This window comes from Variovorax sp. YR752 (genome assembly GCF_943372545.1).
The window spans coordinates 1-24,845 of sequence record NZ_CALRZC010000065.1; the positions used below are offsets into that span (position 1 = coordinate 1).

A 24,845-nucleotide genomic window follows, 5' to 3' on the forward strand; every position below is an offset into this window, starting at 1 on the left:
GAGCCACACCAGACCGTCGTTGCGCGACGATGCACCGCCAACGCGCGACGACCGCCTCACGTAGCCTCGACCTCCATGCCCGCCACCTTCTACGCCCTGCTCGCCATCGCGCTGTGGGCCACGCTCGCCACCTTCGGCACCGCGCTGTCCCACCTGCCGCCGTTCCTCCTGACCGGGCTGGCGCTGATCATCGGCAGCGTGCCGAGCTGGCCGCTGGTGCTGCGCGACCGCCGCGCCTGGCGCGTGCCGCCGCGCACGCTGGCGCTCGGGGTGTACGGCCTCTTCGGTTTTCACTTCCTGCTGTTCATCGCGCTGCGGCACGCGCCGCCTGTCGAGGCCAACCTCGTCAACTACCTCTGGCCGCTGCTCATGGTGGTGCTCGCGCCGGTGCTGCTGCCGGGCGTGTCGCTGCGCCCGCTGCACGTGGTGGCGGCGCTGCTGGGCTTCGCAGGTGCGGCCATCGCGATCCTCGGTGCGCGCAGCGGCGGCGCTGCGCTTTCCGGCGCACCCGCCACGTACTGGGGCTTCCTGCCCGCGGCCGGCTCGGCCTTCATCTGGGCCAGCTACTCGCTGTGGACGAAGCGCGTCACGCCCTTCCCGACCTCGGCCATCGGCCTGTTCGGGCTGGTGTCGGGTGTGCTCTCGCTGGCCTGCCATGCGCTGCTGGAGCCGTCGGTGCCGCTGTCGGCCAAAGACTGGCTGCTGGTCGCGCTGTGCGGCCTCGGCCCCTTGGGCGCGGCCTTCTTCGTGTGGGACATGGCGCTCAAGCGCGGCGATGCGCGGCAGATCGGCATCCTCAGCTACCTCACGCCGCTGGCCTCCACCGCGCTGCTGCTGGCCGTGACCGGCCGGGCGCTCACGGCCAGCATCGCGCTGGCGGCGGCGCTCATCATCTCGGCCGCGGTGATGGGCACGCGTGCGAAATGAGACAAATCAGGGCGATGCCCGACAGAGCTTGTCGTTTTTTGTGGCTAGAGTGGAGGCTCAGGAAAAAGGAGTCACCCCCATGGATCAGAAGAACAAAAAGACCGAGGATTTCGAGATCACGCCCAAGCTGGTGTTCGACATGAACCTGGCGCTGTACCTCGACCTGGTGGCCGCGCTGGAGGGCGCGGGCGCCGTCACCTACCGGCAGATGGCCGCGCGGGTCCTGAACATCAGCATGGACGCCCGCACCGACGGCGACACCAACCTGTCGACCGTGCTCGAAGGCATCGCCCAAGGCTTTGCAGGCCACGGCGACGGCCTCTCGATCGAACTTCTGAAGGCCGCGCGCGGGCTGCGGGAGGACGATGCGATGGGGGATATTCCGATGCGGCCGGTCGACGATTGAGCTGTCGGCTGCGGCTTCGATCGGCCGGCGGCCGATACGCCGCGCAATCGGCGGGGCAAGGCGACGCTGCCGCCTTCACCGCTCATGGCGACTTCTTGATGGGCGAAGGCCGCCCCAACCGTTCCAGTACCTCCTGCGGCCAGATGACCTTGCGCATGGTCATGTGGCTGATCCAGTTGCACAGTGCCCACACAGTGAAGAACGGCAACGTCACAGGAAAAAGGAGCAGGAAAAGAACGGTCGGAAAACGGTTCGTTCTCCACCACCAGCCCAGCTTGGGTCCGAACGGACTGACCACGCCCATGCTTTGCCACAGGTTTCGGGGACGCTCGAAGATTTGAAGCTGCTCGCCCTGCGGAACACCAGGCCCCCCGTCTTCCATGAAGCGACGGATGTGCTCCCACAGCATCGGCACGGTGTACTCGCCCATGCCCAGGCTGTTGCCCACATCGAATTCATCAAGCAGGCGGCCTTCTTTTTCGTCGGGCTTGCGGTAGTCCCGCACCACCAGCGTCAGGCTGTGCAGGCGCGAGAGGGCCCGACCTGTGGATGCCAACGTCACACGGTGTTCGGCCGTGATGCAAGCCCAGTCGTATTCCACCGCCTGCAGCGCGATGGGTTTGAGGCGCAGGCGCTGCCATCCGCTGTCGGCAGAACCGTCGAGCGGCGGAAACAGGCGATAGACCTTGCGGTGCTTGCGGTCGAAGACGGTCGGCTCGTCCTCAGGGGCAAAGAGGTCCATGCGCAAGAAGAAAAGGTACCAGCGAGGAAAAACGTAGAACGCCAGGAACGCAACGACCACCATCTCCAGCGCCAGGAACGGATGCCGCCAGGACGTGAACACGCTCAACATCCCCGAGGAAATTGCCATCCAGAGGGCCCATGTCTGGACGACAACGCAGGCCGTCACGCTCATCAACCCGAATCCGCGCATCTGTGCGGATGCCCCCGGTTGCTGAAGCGCGATCGCGTCCTTGAACACCGCCACCACATTGTTCAGGGCACTGGGCTGGTCGCTGGCGCGCTTGTTCTTTCTGAAGCGCTCCAGCACGCCATTGAGCGCTTGGTCGTCTACCTTGTTCGGCGCAGGCTCGACGCCTTGCAGCAACGCGATGGCTGGTGCCACGAACTCACCATGCTTGAGCACGTTCAGCTTCCTCCGGTGCAGCTGTATCGTGCTGCATTTTCTTGAAGAACATCCATCAGGGATCGATGGGTTTGGGTGCAGCGATTCTGGGCCACAGCCACTGCATCAGGTTGGCCTTCAGTCCTGTTTCGATGACAGCCTCTAGGGCGTCCGGTATCTTGCTGTGACCCATGCGTCGTGCGGGTCGTTCACACGACCGGCCCACTGACGAAGCGCGGAGGTTGTCAGAATTTCATCCTTTCCACACCAACCTGTACCGAGAGCAAGGTGACCTCATCAAATCCCCCCTCGGATGGGGCCCTGTCGGCAGTGCTGCACAAAGTCGGCGACAACTTCGTCCTCATCGGGCCTGCGCGAAACAGATTGCAGACGGGCGCAGCATTCGCATCGTTCTGCTCGATTGTCTTGCTCTGCGTGCTATGCGCGACCTTCATCGTGGGCACAGGCGACGGGCCCAACGAATGGGCATCTTTCCTTCCCTCGTTTGGCATCGCCATGTTTCTGCTGGTGATGGTCTGCACGCAGCTTTTCTATCCTCGAAGCTTCCTGTTTCAACGTGCGCCGATCTATGCGGTTTTCGATCGCGAAACGCGGCGGGGCTACTGGGCAAGCGATGGCCAGCTGCGCGCTGTGCCATGGAAAGAAGTTCGTTTCTATACCGTCGAGACCAGCCGCGAATCGAGCGCTGGACAACGGCTGCACCAGCATTTCCTGCGGATCGAAAGCTCTGACCCGAGCGATGGACGCAGTGTCGAAATACCGGTCACTCAGACCCTCGATCGCTTGAGCGGCGCCATGGTCGTTTCCAGGCTCGTCAATGCCTCGCGTCGCTTCATGCGAAACCGCCGCGCCATGGGCGCTGACATGGAGGACCTTCGCCAGCAGCCCCAAGGAAGCATTCTGCGGTCCATCGGAACGTGGGTCATCCCGCCCCATCAGTCCCTCAAGACGCACCCCTGGAGCGTTCTTTTCGGGGTGTTCGGCTTTCCATGGGTCAGCTTGTTCTTCATCTTCACCGCCTTCTATATGGCGATTGTCAAAGCCACGAGCACGCCCGCCCGCTGGCCGGATGAACTGCTGTCCAGGATCGGGGAAATTCCGGCAGGGTCCCAACTGGAAGCCATCATCTCGTCGAAGGTCTGACCGACCGTGGCGCAAAGCCCGCCCGCGTTTGCCAGATCCGTCGTCCCTTGATGCCCCGCTTGGGGCAGCCCCGCGTGACGGGGCTGCGGACGCTTTCGGCGGCGTCAGTCTTCGGCGACCTGGAGGACCAGCTTGCCGAAGTTCTCCCCCGCGAACAGCTTGTTCAGCGACTCGGGGAAGGTGTCGAGCCCCTTCACGATGTCTTCCTTGCTCTTCATGCGGCCGTCCTTCAGGTAGCCGGCCATCTCGGCGATGGCGATGGGGTAGCGGTCGGCGTAGTCGAACACCACGATGCCTTCCATGCGCGCGCGGTTCACGAGCAGGCTCAGGTAGTTCTTCGGGCCGGCGGCCGGCATGCTGTTGGCGTTGTTGTACTGGCTGATGGCGCCGCAGATGATCACGCGGGCCTTGCGTGCCAGGCGTGCCAGCACGGCATCCAGGATGTCGCCGCCGACGTTGTCGAAGTAGATGTCCACGCCCTTCGGGCAGTGGGCCTTGAGGCCTTCGCGCACGGCGCCCGCGCCGGCCTTGTAGTCGATGCAGGCGTCGAAGCCCAGCTCTTTCACCACCCAGTCGCACTTGGCGGCGCCGCCTGCGATGCCGACCACGCGGCAGCCTTTGATCTTGGCCAGCTGGCCCACGGTCTGGCCCACGGCGCCGGCCGCGCCCGAGACGACGACGGTTTCGCCTGCCTGGGGCATGCCCACGTCCATCAGGCCGAAGTAGCCGGTCATGCCGGGCATGCCCAGCACGTTGAGCCACTGGGTGATGGTGCCCACGCGCAGGTCGATCTTCACGAGGCCGTTGCGCTTGATTTGGTCTTGCGGCACGAGCATGTATTCCTGCACGCCGAGCGTGCCGTACACGGTGTCGCCGACGGCGAACTGCGGGTTCTTCGAAGCGACGACGCGGCCGATGCCGCCGGCGCGCATCACCTCGTCGATGGCGACGGGCGGGATGTAGCTCTTGGCGTCGTTGAGCCAGCCGCGCATGGCGGGGTCGAGCGACAGCGACAGCGTCTTAACCAGCACCCCGCCCTCGTCGGGCTGGGCCACGGGCTCGGTGCTGAAGCGCCAGTGCTCGCGCGTGGCCGTCCCCTCGGGGCGCTTGGCAAGACGGACCTGGTGGTTGGTGAGGGGGCTGCTCATGGTGTCTGTCTCCTTGACGTGGATGTGCCGGGCGTCGGCGATGCAGGCGCATCGTAGTCGCGGGGCAAGGCCCCGCGCGTAGCGCAGGCGACAGCCCGCCCGGCCCCTTTTGCACCTTCTGCGGCCCTGCTATGGAAGCAGGAGCAGCCCGTGCACCGCCGCCGTGGCGACGCCCAGCACGGAGGCCACGGCGCCGATGCGCCGCGCCCAGGCGGGCCGGTAGCTCACGAGGCCGACCACCACGAGCGCAGCGGCCGTGAGCGCGCCCAGCCACAGCACCCAGCCCATGGCCGGCCCGCGCAGACGCAGCGCGGCGACCAGCGACAGCACCAGCAGCGCCGCGCCGCCCAGCTGCTGCCAGGGCCGCGACGGGCCCGGCGTGCAGCCGCGCCCGTGGGCGTCTTCGTAATGCCGGTCCATCGCCAGGCTCAGCGTGATGAAGCCGCCGAGCGCGGACGCAAACAGGGCGCACACCAGCGCGAAGGTGCTCATTGCAAGCACCTCCGCGCCGGAAGCCCCGCCCTCACCGGACGACGAAGCTCAGCGTGGCGACGTGGCGCGTCTGCGTGTAGGGCTTGCCGTCCCAGCTGCCCTTGCCGTCCTTGTCGGTGTGGTTCACCTCGACCACATACTGGCCGGGCCAGGGCGTCTGCAGCGTGACCTTGCCGGCGTCGTCGGTGGTGAACTTCTTCTCCCACTTGGGCGGGCCGAACACGACCACCTCGGCCTTGGGCAGCGGCTTGCCTGCGAGCAGCAGCGTGAAGCTGTTGCTGTGGGCGGCCTGCGGCACGAGCTCGAGCGTGTGGCGCGCGACGGTCTCGGTGCGGCCGGTGCGCGCCTGGTAGAGGCTCGCCACGCCCTTGTCGCTGACGTAGGCGCCCACGAGGCGCGCGTCGCCGCTGGCGTCGGCCTTGACCACGAAGTGATCGGCATGGCGCGTAGCGGGCGTCTCCTTGCCGTCGGCCGCAATGCCGCGCGGCGCACTGACCAGCTTCAGGTGACCCGACTCGGTCTCGCGCAGGTCTTCGGCCCATTCGCCGAAGTAGGCCTTGGCCTCGCCGCCCGCGGCGGGTTCGAGCCAGACGAAGTGGGCGTGCGCGGCGCCCGAGAAAACGAACGCGGCCGCCGCGAGGGTGGCAAGGGAGAACAGGGGTTTCTTCATGGTCGATGCTCCAGGGTTGGTTGATGGCATGGTTGAGACGGAATGGAAGGCGGGGTGTTCAGAACCTGGCGCGCAGGGTGACGCTCACGTTGCGCGGCTCGCCCCAGAACACGCTGTCGTAGAAGCCCACGTTACGGTAGTACTTCTTGTCGAAGACGTTGCGGATGTTCAGCTGCGCCGTGAGGTTCTTGTGGATCTCGTAGCTGGCCATGAGGCTGAACACCGCGTACGACTTCTGCGAGATGCGCGGCAGCGGGTCCTTCATGCTGAACAGCGGCGGCTGGCCGTACCACGACTCGCCGTAGATGCCGCTTTGCGCCGTCATGTCGCCGCCGACCTTCAGGCCGCGCCAGGTGCCGCCGAAGCGGTAGGCGGTCGCAAAGCGCAGCAGGTGCTTGGGCTGGTTGGGCACGGCGCGCGCGCCCTTGGCGGTCTTCGCATCGAGGTAGGTGTAGCCGGCGGTCACGTTCCAGTCGGGCGTGATCTGGCCCGACACGTCGAACTCGATGCCGCGCGCGGTCACGCCGTCGCCGCTGGCCACGTAGGCCTGGCCGCCGTCGGGCAGACGGAAGCCGGCGGACACGCTGCGATCGAGTTCGGCCAGGTTCTTCTTCTTGACCTGGAACACGGCGGCCGACGCATTGAGCGCGCCGCCGAAGTACTCGCCCTTCAGGCCCAGCTCGGCGCTGGTGCCGGTCTCGGGCGTGAGGTACTGGTCGTTGCGGTCCTTCAAGCTTTGCGGATTGAACAGCGTGGTGTAGCTGGCATACAGCGAGTGGCGCTTGTCCAGGTCGTAGACCAGGCCGACGTAGGGCGTGACCTCGTCCTTCGCTTCTGACTTGCCCGTGGTGCGCGTGTACTGCAGCGCCGTGTTGTAGGCGTGCGTGTACCTGCGGTAGTTGCTCACGCGCGCGCCGACGATCACGCTCAGCGGGTCGGTGAGGCTGAAGCGGCCCGCCACGTAGCCGCCGTTGAGCTGCGTGAAGCCCACGGTCTTCGAGCCGTCGGCCAGGAAGATCGGGCGCGGGATGTTGCCGGTCCAGGTGCGGTAGTCGGGAATCGACAGCGAGAACGGCACGATCGAGCGCCCGCCCTGCGTGGTGTAGGTCTGGTTGCCGCCGTTCCATCCGGCGATGAAGGTGTGGCGCCGCCCGAACAGGTTGAAGGGGCCGGTGGCATAGAGGTCGAAGTTGTCGTTGACGTACTTTCCTTCGCCGTAGTTGCCGCTCCACAGCGACATCCCTGCGCCGGTGAAGCGGTTGGGGTAGCCGCCACCGCCATAAGCCACGGTGGTGTTGTTGGCGCTGGTGGTGCGCGCATAGCCCAGGTGCACCTTCCAGTCGTTGTCGAAGCGGTGCTGCAGCGAGACAAAAGTCGTGTGCTGCTTGTTGGCCCAGGTGCTCCAGGGCGTGCTGAGGCTGGTGTTGCGCGGCAGGTTGGCGAGCGTGCCGTCGTGGTTCCAGTACGGCACGGCGCCCCAGGTCGCGCCCGTGGGCTTGTTGTCCTGGAAGTCGATGCCTGCGGTGAGCAAGGTGGAGCGCGTGAGGTCGGCTTCGACGATCACCATGCCCACGGTTTTGCGCTCGTGGTACATGTCCATGTGCGAGTCGCGGTCCTGCCAGGCCAGCGCGGTGCGCGCGCGGATGCGGCCGTCGGCGGTGAGCGGCACCGACAGGTCGACCTCGGCGCGCTTGTGGTTCCAGCGCCCGTAGGTGAGCGAGGCGCTGCCCTGGAATTCGCGCGTGGGGCGCTTGCGCACCGAGTTGATGGTGGCCGACGGATCGCCCGTGCCGCCCATGAGGCCGGTGGCGCCGCGGATGACCTCGATGCGGTCGTACAGCACGGTGTCGGACAGCGGCGAATTCGGGCCGCGCGGCATGCCGTCGATCTGGAAGTTGTTGATCGAGAAGCCGCGCGCCGCGTAGTTCACGCGCTCGCTGTCGGCCTGCCCGACCATGATGCCGGTGGTCTGGCCCAGCACGTCGTCGATGCGGGCGCTGCCCAGGTCGTCCATGCGCTCGCGCGTGATCACGGTCACCGACTGCGGTGTCTCGCGGATCGACAGGTCCATGCGGGTCGCGGTGGAGGCCTGCTCGGCGGTGTAGGAGCGGCTGCCCTCGGTGCGGCCGCTGCGGTCCCCCGACACGGTGACCTCGGACAGCGCCGCGCCGCTGGCGACCTGTTGTTGCTGCTGCGCGCTGACAACGCCGCAGCAAAGCAGGGCGACGAGGGCCACGGGAGACCGCCGGAAGCGGGCGCGTGAAAACGAATGCTGGTTCATGGCATGAAGAAAGGGGACGGCCCGACCCGTGAGATCGGCAACGCCCGTTGGCAGGAGATGGCTAGCGACGCACACCCGACCGCGAAGGGGCCGGCAGCGACCTGGCTGCGGAGAAAAAACTCGGTGCGTCAGTAGGTGCCGCGCAAGCTCACGAGCAGGTGGCGCGGGGCGCCGTAGAAGCTGCTGCTGGTGCTGGTGCGGTAGCGCGTGTCGAAGACGTTGTTCAGCGCCACCGACACGGCGAGGTGCTTGTTGATGGGGTAGCGCGCCATGAGGTCGAGCGTGGTGTAGGCCTGCTGCGTGAAGCGCGCGTGGCCCGAAGGGCCGAGGCCGGTGCTGTAGGTGTCGCTCTGCCAGTTCAGGCCGCCGCCCACCGTAAGGCCGTTGCCGATGCCGGCGATGCGGTAGCTGGTGAAGAGCTTCAGCAGGTTCTTGGGCACCTGCGTGTTCAGGCGTTGGCCGGCCGCGTCGCGTGCCACGCTGTGCGCAAAGCCGCCGCCGACCTGCCAGCCGGGCAGCAGCTCGCCGGCGATTTCGAATTCGTAGCCGCGCGTGGTCGTGCCCTTGGCGGCGCGGTAGGCGGCGGAGCCGTCGGGCGCGAATTCGTTGTCCAGGCGCACGGCGAGGTTGTCCTGCTTCACCTGGAACACGGCGGCGCTGAGGTTGAGCCGATCGCTGTAGAACGCGCCCTTCACGCCGGCTTCGTAGGCGTGGCCTTCGAGCGGGTCGAGGTAGGTGCCGCTGCGGTCCTTGCTGGCCTGCGGCTTGAAGATGCTGGTGTAGCTGGCGTAGGCCGACCAGTGCTTGTCGAGGTCGAACACCACGCCCGCGTACGGCGTGACGACGCCCTTCTCGCTGCGCGCGGTGACGGTGGCGGCGCGCTGCAAAGGGAAGCTGCGCGTCACGTCTTTCCAGTCGCTCACGCGTGCGCCGAGGATGACCGAGAGCGCATCGGTCGGCCGCAGCCGCACCGTGGCATAGGCGCCAGTCTGGCGCGTGGACGTGTCCTGCCGACCGGTCACGGGCTGATGCGGTTGGGCCGGCAGGTCGCCGGTCCAGCTGTTGAAATTCGCCAGCCACGGATCGAAGCCCGCCACGTTCCAGCCCGCGTACAGAGGCGCGTCGCTGTGCGTGCGCGAAGCGTTGTAGCCCAGCACCAGCTCGTGGCGCCGGCCGAAGAGTTCGAAGGGGCCGCTGGCGTACAGGTCGAGCGCGTTCTGCACCGGCACCGCGTTCCAGCGGTTCGTCCACAGGCCGAGCCCCGCACCCGTGGCGCGGTTCATATAGCCGCGCAGCGCGTAGCCGATGACGTCGTCGTAGGCGCGGCGCGAGCGGTTGAAGGCGGCGTGCACGGCCCAGCCGTTGTCGAAGCGGTGGTCGAGCGCGGCGAAGTACTGGCGCTGGTCCTGGTACGAACGGGCCCAGCGCGCGGCAGCGCTGCGCGAGCGGCCGTAGTCGGCCTCGGTGCCGTCGCTGAAGTACAGCGGTAGGCCGGCGCGCGCCACGCCGTCGTTGTCGTGCCGTTGCAGTTCGAAGCCGGCGCTCAGGCGCGTGCTGCGCGTGAGGTCGGCCTCGACGATGCCGTAGAACAGGCGCTTGTTCTCGTGGTGGCGCTCGATCCACGAGTCGCCGTCCTGCACGGCCGCGACCACGCGCGCACGCACGCGGCCGTCGGCGGTGACGGGCCCGCCGATGTCGAGCTCGGCGCGCTGCCGGTTCCAGGTGCCCGCGCTGAACGAAGCACTGGCCTGCAGCGTGTTGCCCGGGCGCTTGCGCACGAGGTTGACGGTGGCCGCGGGCGTGCCCACGCCGTTGAGCAAACCGGTGGCGCCGCGCACCACCTCGACGCGGTCGTAGAAGGCCAGGTCGCCCGTCTGCAGCAGCCAGGTGCCGGCCTGCGGGATGCCGTCGACCTGGTAGTTCTCGACCTCGAAGCCGCGCGCGTAGACGGCGTTGGCATCGGTGCCGGCGTTGCCGCTCTGCACGAAGCTCAGGCCGGGCGCCTGGCGCAGCACGTCGCTGATCTGGCTCAGGCCCTGGTCATCGATGCGGTCGCGCGTGAGCACGCTGACCGACTGCGGTGTCTCGCGCAACGTGAGTTCGAGCCGCGTCGCAGTGCCGATCGCGCCGTCGGTGGTGTAGGAGCCGGTGCCTTCGGTGACGGTGCCGGTGTCGCGCCCGCCGGTGACTGTGACTTCGCTGAGCGCACCGCCTGCCGCGGGGGCTTCGGCCTGCGGCTTCGGGCCCGATGGGCGCTGCGCCGCAACGCGCAGCGCGTAGCCGCCGGACGCACCGCGCACCGCTTCAAGGCCGCTGCCTTCGAGCAGCTGCAGCAGCGCCTCGCGCGCCGTGTAGCGGCCCTGCAGCGCGGGCGCGCGCTTGCCGCGCACGACCTCGGCATCGACACCGAGCAGCAGCCCCGTGCGCACGGCGAGCGCGGTCAGGGCACTGCTCAGCGGCTGCGCGGGCTGGTGCCACTCGAAGGCGGCATCGGCAGCGGGCATTTGCGCAGCAGCCGGCGCGGTGAGCAGCACCAGGCTCGCCAGCACGAACGCACGGCGCAGGCGATGCCAGCGCTTCACGCCAGCGTGCGCGGTCTCGGTCGGGTCTGCTGCAGGTCCTGTCATGGTGTGGTGAATCTCTCTTCACCACCTATGACAAGCGGGCACGGGAAACGGGTAGCGGTGTGCGCGAAAAAGTTCAGCCGCCCGGTCACGGCGGCGCCGTGGCGGTCACGCGTACGAGCCACGGCGACAGCGTCGAGACCCGCAAGCTCGGCAGCGCGCTGGCGAGCAGCGCGAGTGCGGCGTCGCTCTGCTGGATGGGCAGCACGCCGGTGAAGCGCAGCGCACCCAGGGCCTCGTCGTCGGCCAGCAGCAGGCCGGGCCGGTGCTGGCCGAGCTGGCGCAGCACCTCGGCCACCGGCGCGTCGTCGAACACCAGCCGGCCCTGCGGCCAGGCCAGGCCGCCGGACGCGGCGGGCACGGTGTCGGTGGTGACACCGCGGCGATCGAAGCGCACCTGCTGTCCTGCCTGCACGTCGACCCAGCGGTCGTCGCCGGCGTCGAGCGGCTGCACGCGCACGCGCGATTCGGTGACGGTGACCCGCGTGTCGTCCGCCTCGCGCCGCACGGCGTAGCGCGTGCCCAGCGCCTGCGCGGTGCCATCGCGATCGACCACGGCAAAGGGCTTGTCGCCATGCGCGACCTCGACGAAGACCTCGCCGCGCAGCAGCTGCACGCGGCGCACGCTGCCGGAGAAATCGATGTCGATGGCCGAGTCGCTGTTCAGCGCCACGCGGCTGCCGTCCTCGAGCCGCAGGTGGCGGATCTCGCCGACGCCGGTGCGCTCGTCGGCCAGCCAGGCCTGCCACGGCATCGCGGCGCCCGCCACGAGCAGGCAGGGCAGCAGCACGAGCGCGCCGAGCATCTGGCGCGACGGGCCGCGGCGCGCGGGCTGCGGCGCGGGGGTGTCGGGCGTCACCGATTCCCACATGCGGCGCATCTCGGCCAGCAGCCGCGCATGGCGCTCGTCGAGCGCGCACCAGGCGTCGCAGGCGGCGCGCGTGGCGTCGTCCACCGCGTCGTCGGCGAGGGTCACGGCCCAGAGCGCCGCCTCTTGGCGTATGCGCTCGGCAGCCGCGTCAGGCATGGGCCGGGGCTTCGGAAGTTTCCGGTTCAGGCGCGACCGCTGCCATGCGGCCGTGGCAATGCGCCAGCACCTTCGCGAGGTACTGCTTCACGCGCGTTTCGGACACGCCCAGCTCGGCCGCAATCTCGCGGTACGAGCGCCCTTCGACGCGCGCCATCAGGAACGCGGTGCGGCTCTTCACGTCGAGCTCGGTCGCCAAGAGCGCGAGCACCTGGCCCAGCAGCTCGCGCGCGCAGGCCCTGTCTTCGGCGCTCGGCGCGCAGGCGTCCTCGGCCATCAGCGCCACGGTGCGCAGCACCTCGGCCTCGACCTGCATGCGGCGAAAGCGGTTGATCATCAAACGGCTCGCCACCACCTGCAGGAACGCGCGCGGCTGGCGCAGCACCGGCTGCTGGGGCAGCTCGATGAGGTTGAGAAAGGTGTCGTGCGTGAGATCGGCCGCGGTGAAGCCGCAGCGCAGGCGGCCCAGCAACCAGCTGCGCAGCCAGCCCTGGTGGTCGACGTACAGCTGCCGGACTTCCGGATGGGACATGGTGTGAAGGGGCATCGCAGGCAGCGACGCAATTGAGAGTTATTCTCATTATAGATTTGTAAAGTTTGTCCTGTCCCCCGAAACGTCTCATTGCGCATGAGGCGTGCCGCGCGGGCTACCCGTTTCCGCGTCTCGCACGTCTTAGCAGCATGACCCTCGTTTTCTTCCGCAAGGGCGCCCGGTGACGGCGCCCGCTTCCCGTTCGCGCGCCGGCACGCGCCTGCGCATCGCCGCCTTCGCGGCGCTGGCCCTGGCCGCCGCCGCCGTGGCCTATGTCTGGGCGAGCCCGCGCGACCCCGGCTGGGAAACCGCCGTGCTGCGCCGTGGCGACATCGAAAACAGCGTGACCGCCATCGGCACGCTGCAGCCACGCCGTTATGTGGACGTGGGCGCGCAGGTGTCGGGCCAGATCCTGCGGCTGCACGTGCAGCCCGGCGACCCGGTGAAGAAGGGCCAGCTGATGGTGGAGATCGACCCCAGCGTGCAGCAGGCCACGGTGGACGCCGGCCGCGCCTCGCTCGCGGGCCTGCGCGCGCAGCTGGCCGACCAGCACGCGCAGCATCGCCTGGCGCGCCAGCAGTTCGCGCGCCAGCAGCAGATGGCCGCCGAGGGCGCCACGCGCGCCGAAGACGTGCAGACCGCCGAAGCCACGCTGGCCTCGGCCGCCGCGAAGATCGCGCACCTCGAAGCCCAGATCGCGCAAACCCAGGCCACGCTGAAGGCCGACGAGGCACGCCTGGGCTACACGCGCATCTACGCGCCGATGGCCGGCAGCGTGGTCTCGGTGCAGGCGCGCGAGGGCCAGACGCTCAACGCCACCTACCAGACGCCCGACATCCTGCGCGTGGCCGACCTGTCGAGCATGACGGTGTGGACCGAGGTCTCCGAAGCCGACGTGCGCCGCGTGAAGCGCGACATGGCCGTGTACTTCACCACGCTCGGCGCCGACCGCCGCCGCTGGGAAGGCACCGTGCGCCAGGTGCTGCCCTCGCCGCCCGTGCCCGCGGGCAAGGGCGGCGGCGTCGCACCGCAGGCACCGGCCGCCAGCAAGGTCGTGCTCTACACCGTGCTGTTCGACGTCGACAACGCCGACGGCGAGCTCATGCCGCAGATGACCGCGCAGGTGAACTTCGTCGCCGCCTCGGCGCACGACGTGGTGGTGGCGCCGCTGCCCGCGCTCACGGCCGTGAAGGGCCAGAGCGGACGCTTCACCGCGCGCGTGCTCGGCCCCGACGGCCAGCCCGCGCCGCGCGAGGTGCGCATCGGCGTGCGCGACCGACTCTCGGGCGAGGTGCTCGAAGGCCTGGCCGAAGGCGAGCGCCTGATCACCGGCGAGCGCGCGGCCGGCGGCGGCACGCGGAAGTTCCAGCTGTGAGTGCAGCCGAGACGAAGACGACCCCGCTGATCGCGCTGCACGACCTGCGCAAGTCCTACGGCGGCCATGACGGCGCGCCGGCCGTCGAGGTGCTGCGCGGCATCACGCTCGAACTGCATGCGGGCGAGTTCGTCGCCATCGTCGGCAGCTCGGGCTCGGGCAAGTCGACGCTGATGAACCTGCTCGGCTGCCTCGACCGGCCGACGCAGGGGCGCTACCTGTTCGCCGGCCAGGACGTGGCCGGCATGGACGCCGACGCGCTCGCGCGGCTGCGGCGCGAGGCCTTCGGCTTCGTGTTCCAGGGCTACCACCTGATCTCGACCGAGTCGGCGCAGGAGAACGTCGAGATGCCCGCCATCTATGCCGGCGTGCCGCCCTCCGAGCGCGCCTCGCGCGCGCGCGGGCTGCTCACGCGCCTGGGCCTGGGCGATCGGCTGAGCCACCGGCCGCACCAGCTGTCGGGCGGCCAGCAGCAGCGCGTGTCGATCGCGCGTGCGCTCATGAACGGCGGGCGCATCGTGCTGGCCGACGAGCCCACCGGCGCGCTCGACTCGCGCAGCGGCGAAGAGGTGATGGCGCTGCTCGACGAGATGGCCGCCGCCGGCCACACCGTGATCCTCATCACGCACGACCGCGAGGTGGCGCAGCGCGCGCGCCGCGTGATCGAAATCCGCGACGGCTGCATCGTGTCGGACAGCGGGCGTGCGCCCGCCGAAGCGCTGCCAGAGCCGCTTCCCTTGCCCTCCCCTGCGAACACAGCCGACGCCGCCGACACGCCGCGCGCCCTGCTCTCCGAGCTGCACGAGGCGCTGCGCGCGGCCTGGCGCGTGATGTGGATCCATCGCTTTCGCACCGGCCTCACGCTGCTGGGCATCGTGATCGGCGTGGCCTCGGTCATCGTGATGCTCGCGGTCGGCACCGGCTCGCAGGAGGCGGTGATGAAGCAGATCTCGCTGTTCGGCGCCGACAAGATGTATGTGGCCGCCATTCCCGACAGCGCGCGCGGGCGCGGCGGCAAGCTCACGCTGGCCGACGTCGACACCCTCCGCCGCCTGCCCAACGTGCGCGTGGCCATGCCCTACATCGAGGGCTTCGTGGTGGCGCGGCGCGGCAACGTGGACCACCGCACCGAGGGCGGCGGCGCCACCACCGACTTCGAGCAGGCACTGAAGTGGCCGACCGCGCGCGGCATCTTCTTCGACGAGAGCGACGAGCAGAGCCTGGCCAAGGTCGCGGTGATCGGCGAGCGCGTGCAGGCCGCGCTGTTCGCCGACGGCACCGACCCGGTCGGCCAGCGCATCCTGCTGGACAACGTGCCCTTCGACGTGCTGGGCGTGCTCGCCGCCAAGGGCGCGGGCGGCGGCCAGGCGAGCGAGGACGAGCGCGTGATCGTGCCCTTCTCCACCGCCGCCGCACGGCTGTACGGCAGCAACCACCCGACCTGGGTGGCGGTGGCCGTGCACGACGTCGACAAGGCCTCCGAGACGGCGGCGGAAATCGTCGAGGTGCTGGCCGCGCAGCGCCACGTGCGCGACGTGCAGGTGTTCAACCAGACCGAGTCGATCAAGGCGCGCGCGCAGACCCAGCGCACCATGACCGTGATGCTCGGGCTGATCGCGGCGGTGTCGCTGGTGGTCGGCGGCATTGGCGTGATGAACGTGATGCTCATGACCGTGCGCGAGCGCACGCGCGAGATCGGCATCCGCATGGCCACGGGCGCACGCCAGCGCGACATCCTGCGGCAGTTCCTGGTCGAGGCGGTGCTGGTCACCGTGACAGGCGGCGTCGCGGGCGTGGTGGGCGGGCTGCTGTTCGGCGCCGCGCTCATGGTGGCGGACGTGCCGGTGATCTTTTCCCTCACGGCCATCGCGGGCGCCTTCGGCTGCGCCGTGCTCACGGGCCTGGTGTTCGGCTTCATGCCGGCCCGCAAGGCCGCCGCGCTCGACCCGGTCGCGGCCCTGTCTTCCGAATGATGAATGCCATGACGCGCTTTTTCTCTCCCGCCGCGCTGGCCCTGGCGGCGCTGCTGCTCGCGGGCTGCGCGACGCCTTCCACCGATGCGCCTGCGCGCACACCGCCCGTCGCCGATCCGTGGTGGACGGGCTTCGGCAGCACCGAGCTGCCGGCCTTCGTCGCCGCGGTCGATGCCGGCAACCCCGATGGCGACGCCGCCGAAGCGCGCCTGCGCCAGGCCGAAGCGCAGGAGCGCATCGCCGGTGCGTCGGCCTGGCCTGAACTGTCAGCCACCGCCGATGTGCAGCGCCAGGGCCGGCTCGGCGGCGATGCGAACGTGAGCGGCAACCGGCGTGCGCTCGGGCTCGATGCGCGTTACGAGGTCGACCTCTGGGGCCGCCTGCGCGCGCAGCGCGACAGCGCCGGCGCCTCGCTGCAGGCCAGCGCCTTCGACCACGACGCGGTGCGGCTCGCGCTGCGCGCGGGCGCGGGCGCGGCCTGGCTCGAAGCACTGGGCCTGCGCGAGCGCACGGCCATCGCGCGGCGCAGCCTGGACGATGCCGAACGGCTGCTGCAGCTGGTCGAGGCCCGTGCGCGCGCGGGTGCGGCCTCGCCGCTCGAACTCGCGCAGCAGCGCGGCATCGTCGCCTCGCAGCGGCGCACGGCCGCCACGCTGCGCCAGCAGTCGCGCGCGGCGGACGTCCGCATGGCACGCTGGCTCGGCCAGGCCGGCAGCGAGGTGCCGATCGCCGTCGCCAGCCTGCAGCAGCTCGCGCTGCCGTCGGTCGAGGCGGGCCTGCCGGCCGACCTGCTCGCGCGCCGGCCCGACATCGCACGCGCCGAAGCCGCCCTGGCCGCGGCCGATGCGGACGTGGCGGCGGCGCGCGCGGCGATGTTCCCCACGCTCACACTGAGCGCCGGCCTCGCGGCGGCGGGCCCGCGCTTCGGCACGCTGTTCGACCACCCGGTGTACAGCCTCGCGGCAGCGCTCGCGGCGCCGATCTTCGACGGCGGGCGGCGGGCGGCGGCGCGTGACCTGTCGGCCGCGCGGCGCGAGGAACTGCTCGCGAACTACCGCGCCGCCACCGTGGTCGCCTTCACCGATGCGCTGACCGCGCTCGAGGCCGTGGCCGCGCTCGACACGCAGCGCGTGGCACAGGACGAAGAACTGGCGCAGGCCGAACGCGCGCGCACGCTCGCCGAGTCGCGCTACCGCGCGGGCGCCGAAACGCTGCTCACGCTGCTCGATGCGCAGCGCACGCTGTTCGCCGCGCAGGACGCGCGCGCGCAGTTGCTGCAGGCGCGCTTGCAGGCCAGCGTGGCGCTGTACCACGCGCTCGGCGGCGGCTGGTCTGCCGAAGCGGCAGCCACCGCCCGCCTCAACCGAAACGCACGCTGATCTGCAGGCCCGGGTGCGCGTTGCGCACCGTGAGCCGGCCGCCGTGGGCTTCGGCGATGAGCCGGCACAGGTACATGCCGAGGCCGACACCGCCCGTGGCGCGCGCGCGCGCGCCGTCGGTGCGATAGAAGGGCTCGGTCAGGCGTTCGAGCTGCGCGTCGTCCACGCCGGGACCGAAGTCGCGCACTTCCAGCTCGGCACCGCCGTCTACCGGCACACGCAAGGTGATGGTGGGCGGGTGCGGTGCGCCAGCGCTGTAGCGCAGCGCGTTGTCCAGCAGGTTGCGCACCATCAGGCGCACGCGCATGCGGTCGACGGCCTGCGGCGGCAGGCCGTCCGCGAGGTCGAGCTGCACGGCCTGCGCGCCGGGCATCTCGGCCACGATCTCGCGTACCAGCGCAGCGAGGTCGACGGGCTCGCGCTGCAGCGCGGCATGCGGGCTCGCGAGGCGTTCGCTTTCGAGCAGGTCGCTGATCAGGTCGCGCATCTCGTTGAGGTCGCGCAGCAGCGCCTCGCGCTCGGCCTCGCCCTCAGGCGTGGCGGGCAACAGCTCGGCGTTGAGCCGAGCGCGTGTGAGCGGCGAGCGCAGTTCGTGGCTCAGCGCCAGCAGCAGGCCGCGCTTGGCGTCGAGCATGGCCTGGATGTCGCTGGCCATGGTGTTGACGCGCTGCGCGAGGTCGCCCAGGTCGTCGTTGCGGCGGATCGGAATCGGCTGCGTGAACTCGCCGCGGCCGAAGCGCTGCGCGCCCTCGCGGATGTCGATGAGCGGACGCAGCAGCCGGCTCACCAGCCCGTAGGCCACCACCACAAGCAGCAGCAGCACGCCCAGCGTGGTCCAGCCGGCCGCGCGCGGCGCGAGCTGCCAGAGCCGGGGTGCCCAGCCGAAGATGACCTTGTGCCCGTCGGCCGTGGGGCGCACGAACCAGCGCTCGGTGGAGAACATCGACTCGTCGCGGTCGCGGTCGCGGAACCAGCCACCGCGTGCGTGCATGTCGTCGCCGGGGTTCGACTCCCAGTTCACCGTGGGCCCGGTGATGCGGATGGTGATCGGCAGCCGGTCGACCAGCGCCTGCGCGCGCACCGTGTCGGGCGGCGTGCCGAGTTCGGTGACCAGCCGGTCGGCGTAGTCCGTCAGCATCGGCTGCGCGGCCTCGGCCCAGGTGCTGGAGAACGAGCGCTTCATGCCGCCCACGAACACCGCGGCCATCACGAGCGCGAGCACCACGAACATCATCACGATCCGCACGCGCACCGAGCTGCGCCAGCGCTGCTGCATCTGTGCATGCATGCGCGCGTGCCAGTGCCGGCGTCGCTCCTTGCCGGTGCAGCTGCGTTCGACGCCGTTGTTGTTGTCGCCCTGCCCGGCGCCTGCGCGCCTGCCCTTGAATCTCATGAAGAAGACTCGCCGGGTGCCACGGCCAGCGCATAGCCGGCGTTGCGCAGCGTCTTGATGCAATCGAGCGGTTCGAGCTTCTTGCGCAGCCGGCTCACCACGATGTCGACCGCGCGCGTGAAGAGCTCGGCCTCGTGGCCGCGCAGCCGGTTCAGGATGTCGTCGCGGCTGAACACCTTGCCGGGCTCGCCGGCCAGCAGCGCGAGCAGATCGAACTCGGTGCCGGTGAGTTCCACGCGCTCGCCGTGGCGCATGACCTGGCGCCGGTCGAGGTCGATCGAGAGGCCGTCGAACACGCGCAGCTGGGCGTTGGCAGCAGCGGCGGCCGGTGCGCTGCGCTGGCGGCGCAGGATGGTCTGCACGCGCGCCACGAGTTCGCGCGGCTCGAAGGGCTTGGGCACGTAGTCGTCGGCGCCGAGTTCGAGGCCGACCACGCGGTCCATCACCTCGCCGCGCGCGGTGAGCATCACGATGGGGATGTCGCTTTCCTTGCGGATCTCGCGGCACAGTTCGAAGCCGTCCATCTCGGGCAGCATGACGTCGAGGATGGCCGCGTCGTAGTGCCCGGCGCGCAGCTTGGCGATGCCTTCGCTCGGGCGCTTGGCGCTGTCGAGCGTGCAGCCGAAGCGTGCGAAGTAGGTGGTCAGCGGCGCGGCGAGGTGTTCGTCGTCGTCGATCAGCAGGATGCGCGGCATGGCGGGATTGTGCCTCCTGGCAAAGAGAGCGCGAATGGCAAAGCTTGCAATCAATCCAGACGGCATGGCACCGCCCGGGGCGTGCCCGCCGTCTGAAAAAGCCACACGGTCGCGATCACCATGGATCGGCGCGGCCGATGCGGCCGAGGTGGGTGGACGCAAAGCCGGTCGCGTACTTGAGGCCGAAGCCCAGCGCATGGTCGAGCCCGACGCGGGCCAGCCAGATCAGGCCGCCGGCCACCGCCCACGGCTGCGCCGCGAACACGCCGAGCGCCAGCAGCAGCACCGGCCCGATCAGCGCATGCGCCGCGTTGTACAGCGCCGCACCGACGCGCGGGCCCGCGAGGTAACCCAGCAGCGAGAGGTCGGGTGCAAGCAGCCAGAGCGCGAAGACGCCCCAGCCCATGCCGAACTGCGCATAGCCGACCAGCGCGACTGCGAGCACCACCGCGCCTTCGAAGCGCAGCACGGTGCGCACACCGTCCACGGCCGGCGCTGCCGGTTCGCGCGGCACCACGGAGGCCGCGTGGTGCTGCGGCTCCCGCAGAGCGGGTCGGTGCAGCGACACGAAGCGCGCGAGGCCGGGGGGCGAGCCCATGTCAGCCATGGCGGGACCAGCGGCGGCCGCCGCGCTCCATGAAGTCGCGCACCTTCTGTTGCTGGGCGGGATTCAGGTGGTCGAAGAAATCGGCCGCGGCGGCAATGACCTCGGGGCTGCCGGTGCGCACCACGGCGGTCTTCTCTTCGATCAGGCGCGCGGCGCCGGTCTGGTCGAGCGTGTTGCCCGCGAACAGTGCCTTGAACTGCGAGCGCGGATCGCCCGCGCCGCCCGCACCACGCATGGCCTGGCGCTGCGCCTGCAGCTTCTCGGCGAGCACGGTGAGCTTCTGCTTCTGTGCGGCGTCAAGCTCGAGTTTGCTGCCGACACGCTCGACCATCTTGGTGCGGAACTCGGCGCTATCGCCGCCCCAGCCGTGGCGGTGACCGGCACAGCCGGCGATGCTGCCGGCCACGACGGCCAGGCCCGCGAATCCGAACAAGGTTCGTTTGATCCAGTGCTTCATAGGGGTGCTCCTTCATGCGCCCCTGCGCGGGGCTTCTTCAGTGATGGACGAGGCGACGGCGACGACCAATGCGCCGCAGTGGCTCAGAGGCGGCTGCCGCTGTCGCGCGCGGCGGCGGCACGCGCGTCGACGGGGTTCTGCATCGTCGAGATGACCTTGCTGTTCACGCGCGAGCCGGAGGTCACGTTCTGGTCGGGTGCAGCGGCGGTGCGCACGGCTTCGGCGACGACGCGGGCGCGGTCGGTCGACACAGCCACGGTCTCGGGGCCGCGCGAACCACGCACGACGTTCTGATCAGGGGCGGCGGCAGTGCGCGCGGCTTCGGCGCTGACGTCGGCGCGGCTCATGGCCGACACGGGGGCGTGAACGCCTTGGTAGGTTTCAGCCTTGGCGCCGGCGGCGGCGAGCATGGCGAAGGAACCGACAGCGACGAGCTGGGCGAGGGAAAAGGACGACTTGACGATCATGATGCAGGCCTTTCTTTCAGGGGTTGGAAGAGGAGACCTGATGGTGCGCGTCAAGGCGCGGCGAGTCCTTTCGCCTCGGTATCGCCGTATTTCGGTTTGTTTCGTTCGGCCCGCAATCCGCCGTTTTCACGGCGCATCACGAAGACAAAGGTATGCGAAAGCGCGGGCTCAGCCCGCGAGAGCGGCGGCGGGATCGTCCGCGTCGAGCACGCCCTGCGCCCAGGGCTCGAGCTTGCCGGTGTCGGCACGCAGCACTTCCTGCTTCACGGCGAGGATGCGCGATGGGTGCATCGAGAAGCTGCGCAGGCCCAGGCCCAGCAGCAGGCGCGTGAAGGCCACGTCGCCCGCCATCTCGCCGCACACCGACACGCCCTTGCCCTGTCGGCGGCACTCGGTGATGGTGTCGGCCACGAGCTTGAGCACCGCGGGGTGCGCGGGGTCGTAGAGGTGGGCGACGGCCTCGTCGGCGCGGTCGATGGCCAGCGTGTACTGGATCAGGTCGTTGGTGCCGATCGACAAAAAGTCGAAGTGCTTCAGGAAGGTCTTGAGCGTGAGCGCGGCGGCCGGGATCTCGATCATGGCGCCGAGCTTGACCGGGCCGTACACCGCGCCGCGGTTGTCGAGTTCGGCACGCGCGAAGTCGATGAGCGACAGCGTCTGGCGGATCTCGCTGGCGTGCGCGAGCATCGGAATGAGCAGGTGGACCTCGCCGTGCGCCGCCGCGCGCAGGATGGCGCGCAGCTGCGTGAGAAACATCGCCGGATCGGCCAGGCTCCAGCGGATCGCGCGCAGCCCGAGCGCGGGGTTCAGGTGCTCCTGCTTGCTGGCCGACTTGCCGTCGAGCGGCTTGTCGGCGCCGACGTCGATGGTGCGGATGGTGACGGGCATGCCCTGCATGCCCTCGACCGCGCGCTTGTAGGCCTGGTACTGCTCTTCTTCATCGGGCAGGCGCGTCTGGCGCGCGGAGTTCTCGCGGCCCATGAAGAGGAATTCGCTGCGGAACAGGCCCACGCCCACGGCGCCGGCCTTGACCGCGCCCACCGTGTCTTCGGGCATCTCGATGTTGGCCAGCAGGTCGACGCGCTGGCCGTCGAGCGTGACGGCGGGCTTGTGGCGCAGCCGCGCGAGCCGGCCGCGTTCGAGGTCGCCCTGGCGCTGCTTGAAGCCGTACTCGGCCAGGATGATCGGCGACGGGTCGACGATCATCACGCCGGCTTCGCCGTCGATGATGACCCAGTCGTCCTGGCGCACCAGCTGGCTCGCAGAGCGCGCGCCGACGATGGCCGGAATGTCCATGCTGCGCGCCACGATGGCGGTGTGCGAGGTGCGCCCGCCCACGTCGGTCACGAAGCCCGCGAACACGCTCTTCTTGAACTGCAGCATGTCGGCCGGCGAGAGGTCGTGCGCAATGAGCACCAGCGGCACGTCGAAGCCGTCGCCCGCGGTGGGGTCGTCGTCTTCGTCGTCGTGGTCGTGATGCGCGGCGGCGCGCTTGCGGCGCGGCGGGCTGGGCGCGAGCACGGCGGCCGTGCCCGTCATGCGATGCAGCATGCGCTCGACGACCTGCTCCAGGTCGGCCTTGCGCTCGCGCAGGTACTCGTCCTCCATCTCGTCGAACTGGCGCGCGATCACCTCGAGCTGGGTGGTGAGCGCCCATTCGGCGTTGTACAGCCGCTCGCTGATCCAGTGCTTCACGCCGCCGCTGAGCACGTCGTCCTGCAGCAGCATCTGGTGCACCTCGAGCAGCGCCGCGAGTTCGTGCGGCGCGTCGTTCGGGCCCATCTGCGCCACGCTGGCCTGCAGCTTGGTGAGTTCGTCGGACACCGCATTGCGCGCGGTGCGCACGCGGTCGATTTCGGTCTCGATCTCGTCGGGCTTGATGAAGTAGTGCGCCACGTCGATGCGGCTGGACACCACCAGCACCGCGCGGCCGATGGCAATGCCACGGGCGACAGGGAGGCCGTGGACTGCGAAGGTCATGCGCGTGGACCGAAGGTTATCGGCCGCCGCCGGGCCGCCCCAAGGCGGCCGAGCCCCCTCGGGGGGCAGCGACGACACGCAGTGCGGAGCGTGGGGGCCACAGTCATTCGCCTTCGCCGAACTTGTCGTCCATCAAATGGACTATCGCGTTCATGGCTTCTTCTTCCTGCGGGCCGTTGGTCTCGAGTTCGACGGTCACGCCGAGGCCGGCGGCCAGCATCATGACGCCCATGATGCTCTTGGCATTGATGCGGCGGTCGCCGCGCGACAGCCACACCTCGCAGGGGTAGCTGCCCGCGAGCTTGGTCAGCTTGGCCGACGCGCGCGCGTGCAGGCCCAGCTTATTGCTGATGGTCACGGATTTCTTGATCACTGTGCTTTCTTTTCGCCTGGTTCTGGGGAGCCGCCACCGCCACCTGCATGACGCCGGCGGTGCCGCCCGCGAGGGCACGCTGCACCAGCGTGTCGAGCGGTTCGTGGCGGTAGGTGACGGCGCGCAGCAGCATCGGCAGGTTGACACCGGCCACGAGCCGCGAGCGCACGCCGTCCACCAGCTTCTGCGCGACGTTGCAGGGCGTGGCGCCGAACACGTCGGCCAGCACCAGCACCTGCGAGCGCGGGGCATGCAGCTGCTGCGCGAGTGTGATGCGCGCGGCGGCCAGCGTTTCTTCGGGCGACACGTTGGGCAGCACGTCGAGCGCCACGACCGCCTGTTCGCAGTCGGGGAACACATGCAGCGCGCACTGCCGCAGCGCCTGTGCGAACGGGGAGTGGGCAATGATGAGGATGCTGTTCATGCGGCTCGGAGGACGACGCGTCGATTATGCGGGGGCGCCCAAAGGAAGTAGAGACATGGAGGACACAACGCGCCAGCCGGGGAAGGCGGCCATTGGCGCCGCGGCAACAGCTACAAAAACGATAGCTGCACCTCGGGGCCCGAACTCAGGGCAGGCGCAGGCCCTCGAAGAAGGTCTTTGTCGCCTCGGGCGAGGACGGACGGCCGAGCACGGTGGCCTGGTAGAGCGACACGCTGCCGTCTTTCTGCGACTGCGCGAACCAGAGCACCTGGACCGGCGCCACGCCCTGCTGCGCCGATTGCCCGTCAAGCCGCCACGGTGCGGGAACGGCCGTGGCGCGCGGCAATGTGGCCGGTCCCTGGATCACCTGCGCCACGCCCAGCTGGCCGTGCGTGGCCGTGCGCCACGCCTTGAGCCAGGCCTCGGCCTGCGCCGGGCTGGTGGCGGCGGCATGGGCCACGGCGAAGGTCGCGCCGCCGGCTTCGCAGCCGGTCATGTCGACCTGCACCGACTCGGCGCCCAACGGCAGCGCGCGCTGGGCGCGGTCGGCCTTGCAGGGCAGCAGCGCGACCAGGCCGGCGTCGGCGATCGGCACTTCGCGCCAGTTGAAGGTGGGGCTGCAGGCGCCCAATGCGGCGGCCAGGGCCAGCACGGGCCAGGAGGGGGAAGGAAGCGATGGCATCGGAGGACGATTATCGAGCGGCCTTCGGGAGAGTGAAGGGCCTGCGCCAACGCGATCCTGCACGCGGAACTAAAATCGCCCCGCCTCTCTCCTTCAGGTGCCCATGAAAAAATACATCGCTGCCGCCGCCGTCGTGATCGCCCTGGCCGCCGGCGTGGGCGTGTACCTCGGTTCGGGCAGCACGGCCGCCCCGGCCTCGACCTTCGTGCTGCTCGACGGCACCACCAAGAGCACGGCCGACCTGAAGGGCAAGGTCACGCTGGTCAACTTCTGGGCCACGAGCTGCGTGACCTGCGTGGCGGAGATGCCCAAGGTGATCTCGACCTACGACAAGTACAAGGCCAAGGGCTACGACACGCTGGCGATCGCCATGAGCTACGACCCGCCGAGCTATGTCGTCAACTTTGCCGAAACCCGCAAGCTGCCGTTCAAGGTGGCGATCGACAACACCGGCAGCGTGGCGCAGGCCTGGGGCGACGTGAAGCTCACGCCGACCACCTTCATCGTCAACAAGAAGGGCGAGATCGTGAAGCGCTACGTGGGCGAGCCCGACTTTGCCGAGCTGCACAAACTGATCGAAAAGCTCCTGGCGGAAGCTTGACTCGCCCCCAGGCTGCGCGCACTTCGTGTCGCTTCGCCAACC

Annotated in this window: 24 protein-coding genes; 7 read left to right on the top strand and 17 right to left on the bottom strand. The window is 69.6% G+C overall.

Annotation, left to right across the window (positions count from 1 at the left end):
* Positions 1–75: 75 nt before the first annotated feature.
* Together AAG801_RS16940 and AAG801_RS16945 are read left to right on the top strand one after the other, a co-directional pair.
* The gene (locus AAG801_RS16940) at positions 76–927 is read left to right on the top strand and encodes a DMT family transporter (protein WP_341889414.1); all 852 of its coding nucleotides are present in this window, start codon (positions 76–78) and stop codon (positions 925–927) included.
* A 79-nt stretch (positions 928–1,006) separates the two neighbouring features.
* On the top strand, positions 1,007–1,333 hold the full coding sequence (locus tag AAG801_RS16945) for a hypothetical protein (protein WP_101493857.1): 327 nt from the start codon (positions 1,007–1,009) through the stop codon (positions 1,331–1,333).
* 82 nt (positions 1,334–1,415) lie between these two features.
* Here AAG801_RS16945 and AAG801_RS16950 read toward each other — a convergent pair whose 3' ends face one another.
* Positions 1,416–2,480 carry a DUF6708 domain-containing protein gene (locus AAG801_RS16950; RefSeq protein WP_341889415.1) on the bottom strand — a complete coding sequence of 355 codons (1,065 nt, stop codon included), beginning with the start codon at positions 2,478–2,480 and terminating at the stop codon, positions 1,416–1,418.
* 309 nt (positions 2,481–2,789) lie between these two features.
* Between AAG801_RS16950 and AAG801_RS16955 the strand changes: the two genes are divergently transcribed.
* Positions 2,790–3,623 (top strand): hypothetical protein, encoded by an 834-nt coding sequence (locus tag AAG801_RS16955; RefSeq protein WP_341889416.1) that lies wholly within the window; start codon positions 2,790–2,792, stop codon positions 3,621–3,623.
* Positions 3,624–3,727: 104 nt separating this feature from the next.
* Here the strand turns inward: AAG801_RS16955 and AAG801_RS16960 are convergent, their stop codons facing one another.
* The 7 genes from AAG801_RS16960 to AAG801_RS16990 all read right to left on the bottom strand — a co-directional run bounded on the left by AAG801_RS16960 (position 3,728) and on the right by AAG801_RS16990 (position 12,397).
* Positions 3,728–4,771 carry an NADP-dependent oxidoreductase gene (locus AAG801_RS16960; RefSeq protein WP_341889417.1) on the bottom strand — a complete coding sequence of 348 codons (1,044 nt, stop codon included), beginning with the start codon at positions 4,769–4,771 and terminating at the stop codon, positions 3,728–3,730.
* Between the two features lie 129 nt (positions 4,772–4,900).
* Positions 4,901–5,263: a DUF3325 domain-containing protein gene (locus AAG801_RS16965; protein WP_341889418.1), complete on the bottom strand. Its 363-nt coding sequence runs from the start codon at positions 5,261–5,263 to the stop codon at positions 4,901–4,903.
* Positions 5,264–5,294: 31 nt separating this feature from the next.
* Positions 5,295–5,933: a DUF4198 domain-containing protein gene (locus AAG801_RS16970; protein WP_341889419.1), complete on the bottom strand. Its 639-nt coding sequence runs from the start codon at positions 5,931–5,933 to the stop codon at positions 5,295–5,297.
* A gap of 58 nt (positions 5,934–5,991) precedes the next feature.
* Complete coding sequence (locus tag AAG801_RS16975; protein ID WP_341889420.1) at positions 5,992–8,169, bottom strand: TonB-dependent siderophore receptor; 2,178 nt, start codon at positions 8,167–8,169, stop codon at positions 5,992–5,994.
* Positions 8,170–8,342: 173 nt separating this feature from the next.
* Positions 8,343–10,841 carry a TonB-dependent siderophore receptor gene (locus AAG801_RS16980; protein WP_341889421.1) on the bottom strand — a complete coding sequence of 833 codons (2,499 nt, stop codon included), beginning with the start codon at positions 10,839–10,841 and terminating at the stop codon, positions 8,343–8,345.
* A gap of 85 nt (positions 10,842–10,926) precedes the next feature.
* Positions 10,927–11,865, bottom strand: coding sequence for a FecR domain-containing protein (locus AAG801_RS16985; RefSeq protein WP_341889422.1), 939 nt, complete (start codon positions 11,863–11,865; stop codon positions 10,927–10,929).
* Positions 11,858–12,397 (bottom strand): sigma-70 family RNA polymerase sigma factor, encoded by a 540-nt coding sequence (locus tag AAG801_RS16990; protein ID WP_192193911.1) that lies wholly within the window; start codon positions 12,395–12,397, stop codon positions 11,858–11,860. The genes AAG801_RS16985 and AAG801_RS16990 overlap by 8 nt, the downstream gene beginning before the upstream one ends.
* 244 nt (positions 12,398–12,641) lie before the next feature.
* Here AAG801_RS16990 and AAG801_RS16995 point away from each other — a divergent pair, with 244 nt between their 5' ends.
* Genes AAG801_RS16995 through AAG801_RS17005 form a run of 3 tightly spaced genes read left to right on the top strand, consistent with a single transcriptional unit; the run spans position 12,642 to position 17,124 of the window.
* Complete coding sequence (locus tag AAG801_RS16995) at positions 12,642–13,772, top strand: efflux RND transporter periplasmic adaptor subunit (protein ID WP_341889438.1); 1,131 nt, start codon at positions 12,642–12,644, stop codon at positions 13,770–13,772.
* On the top strand, positions 13,769–15,745 hold the full coding sequence (locus AAG801_RS17000) for a MacB family efflux pump subunit (protein WP_341889423.1): 1,977 nt from the start codon (positions 13,769–13,771) through the stop codon (positions 15,743–15,745). Before AAG801_RS16995 ends, AAG801_RS17000 begins: the two co-directional genes overlap by 4 nt.
* A gap of 8 nt (positions 15,746–15,753) precedes the next feature.
* A complete protein-coding gene (locus AAG801_RS17005; protein WP_341889424.1) occupies positions 15,754–17,124 on the top strand; it encodes an efflux transporter outer membrane subunit in 1,371 nt (456 codons plus the stop codon).
* On the opposite strand, the gene AAG801_RS17010 is transcribed toward AAG801_RS17005, so the two are convergent.
* The 9 genes from AAG801_RS17010 to AAG801_RS17050 all read right to left on the bottom strand — a co-directional run bounded on the left by AAG801_RS17010 (position 17,105) and on the right by AAG801_RS17050 (position 24,202).
* Positions 17,105–18,517: a HAMP domain-containing sensor histidine kinase gene (locus tag AAG801_RS17010; protein WP_341889425.1), complete on the bottom strand. Its 1,413-nt coding sequence runs from the start codon at positions 18,515–18,517 to the stop codon at positions 17,105–17,107. The genes AAG801_RS17005 and AAG801_RS17010 overlap by 20 nt on opposite strands.
* Positions 18,514–19,212: a response regulator transcription factor gene (locus AAG801_RS17015; protein WP_341889426.1), complete on the bottom strand. Its 699-nt coding sequence runs from the start codon at positions 19,210–19,212 to the stop codon at positions 18,514–18,516. The genes AAG801_RS17010 and AAG801_RS17015 overlap by 4 nt, the downstream gene beginning before the upstream one ends.
* A gap of 115 nt (positions 19,213–19,327) precedes the next feature.
* On the bottom strand, positions 19,328–19,810 hold the full coding sequence (locus AAG801_RS17020) for a DUF4260 domain-containing protein (RefSeq protein WP_341889427.1): 483 nt from the start codon (positions 19,808–19,810) through the stop codon (positions 19,328–19,330).
* 1 nt (position 19,811) lies between these two features.
* Entirely contained in the window at positions 19,812–20,276 is a 465-nt protein-coding gene (locus tag AAG801_RS17025) for a Spy/CpxP family protein refolding chaperone (RefSeq protein WP_341889428.1), read from the bottom strand.
* Between the two features lie 83 nt (positions 20,277–20,359).
* Entirely contained in the window at positions 20,360–20,743 is a 384-nt protein-coding gene (locus AAG801_RS17030; RefSeq protein WP_341889429.1) for a DUF4148 domain-containing protein, read from the bottom strand.
* Positions 20,744–20,911: 168 nt separating this feature from the next.
* Complete coding sequence (gene ptsP, locus AAG801_RS17035) at positions 20,912–22,723, bottom strand: phosphoenolpyruvate--protein phosphotransferase (protein ID WP_341889430.1); 1,812 nt, start codon at positions 22,721–22,723, stop codon at positions 20,912–20,914.
* A gap of 103 nt (positions 22,724–22,826) precedes the next feature.
* Positions 22,827–23,096 carry an HPr family phosphocarrier protein gene (locus AAG801_RS17040; protein WP_153281783.1) on the bottom strand — a complete coding sequence of 90 codons (270 nt, stop codon included), beginning with the start codon at positions 23,094–23,096 and terminating at the stop codon, positions 22,827–22,829.
* Entirely contained in the window at positions 23,065–23,520 is a 456-nt protein-coding gene (locus AAG801_RS17045; protein ID WP_062478898.1) for a PTS fructose transporter subunit IIA, read from the bottom strand. Before AAG801_RS17045 ends, AAG801_RS17040 begins: the two co-directional genes overlap by 32 nt.
* Before the next feature lie 145 nt (positions 23,521–23,665).
* Entirely contained in the window at positions 23,666–24,202 is a 537-nt protein-coding gene (locus AAG801_RS17050) for a hypothetical protein (protein WP_341889431.1), read from the bottom strand.
* 103 nt (positions 24,203–24,305) lie between these two features.
* Here AAG801_RS17050 and AAG801_RS17055 point away from each other — a divergent pair, with 103 nt between their 5' ends.
* Positions 24,306–24,803, top strand: coding sequence for a TlpA disulfide reductase family protein (locus tag AAG801_RS17055; RefSeq protein ID WP_341889432.1), 498 nt, complete (start codon positions 24,306–24,308; stop codon positions 24,801–24,803).
* The last annotated feature ends 42 nt before the right edge of the window (positions 24,804–24,845 follow it).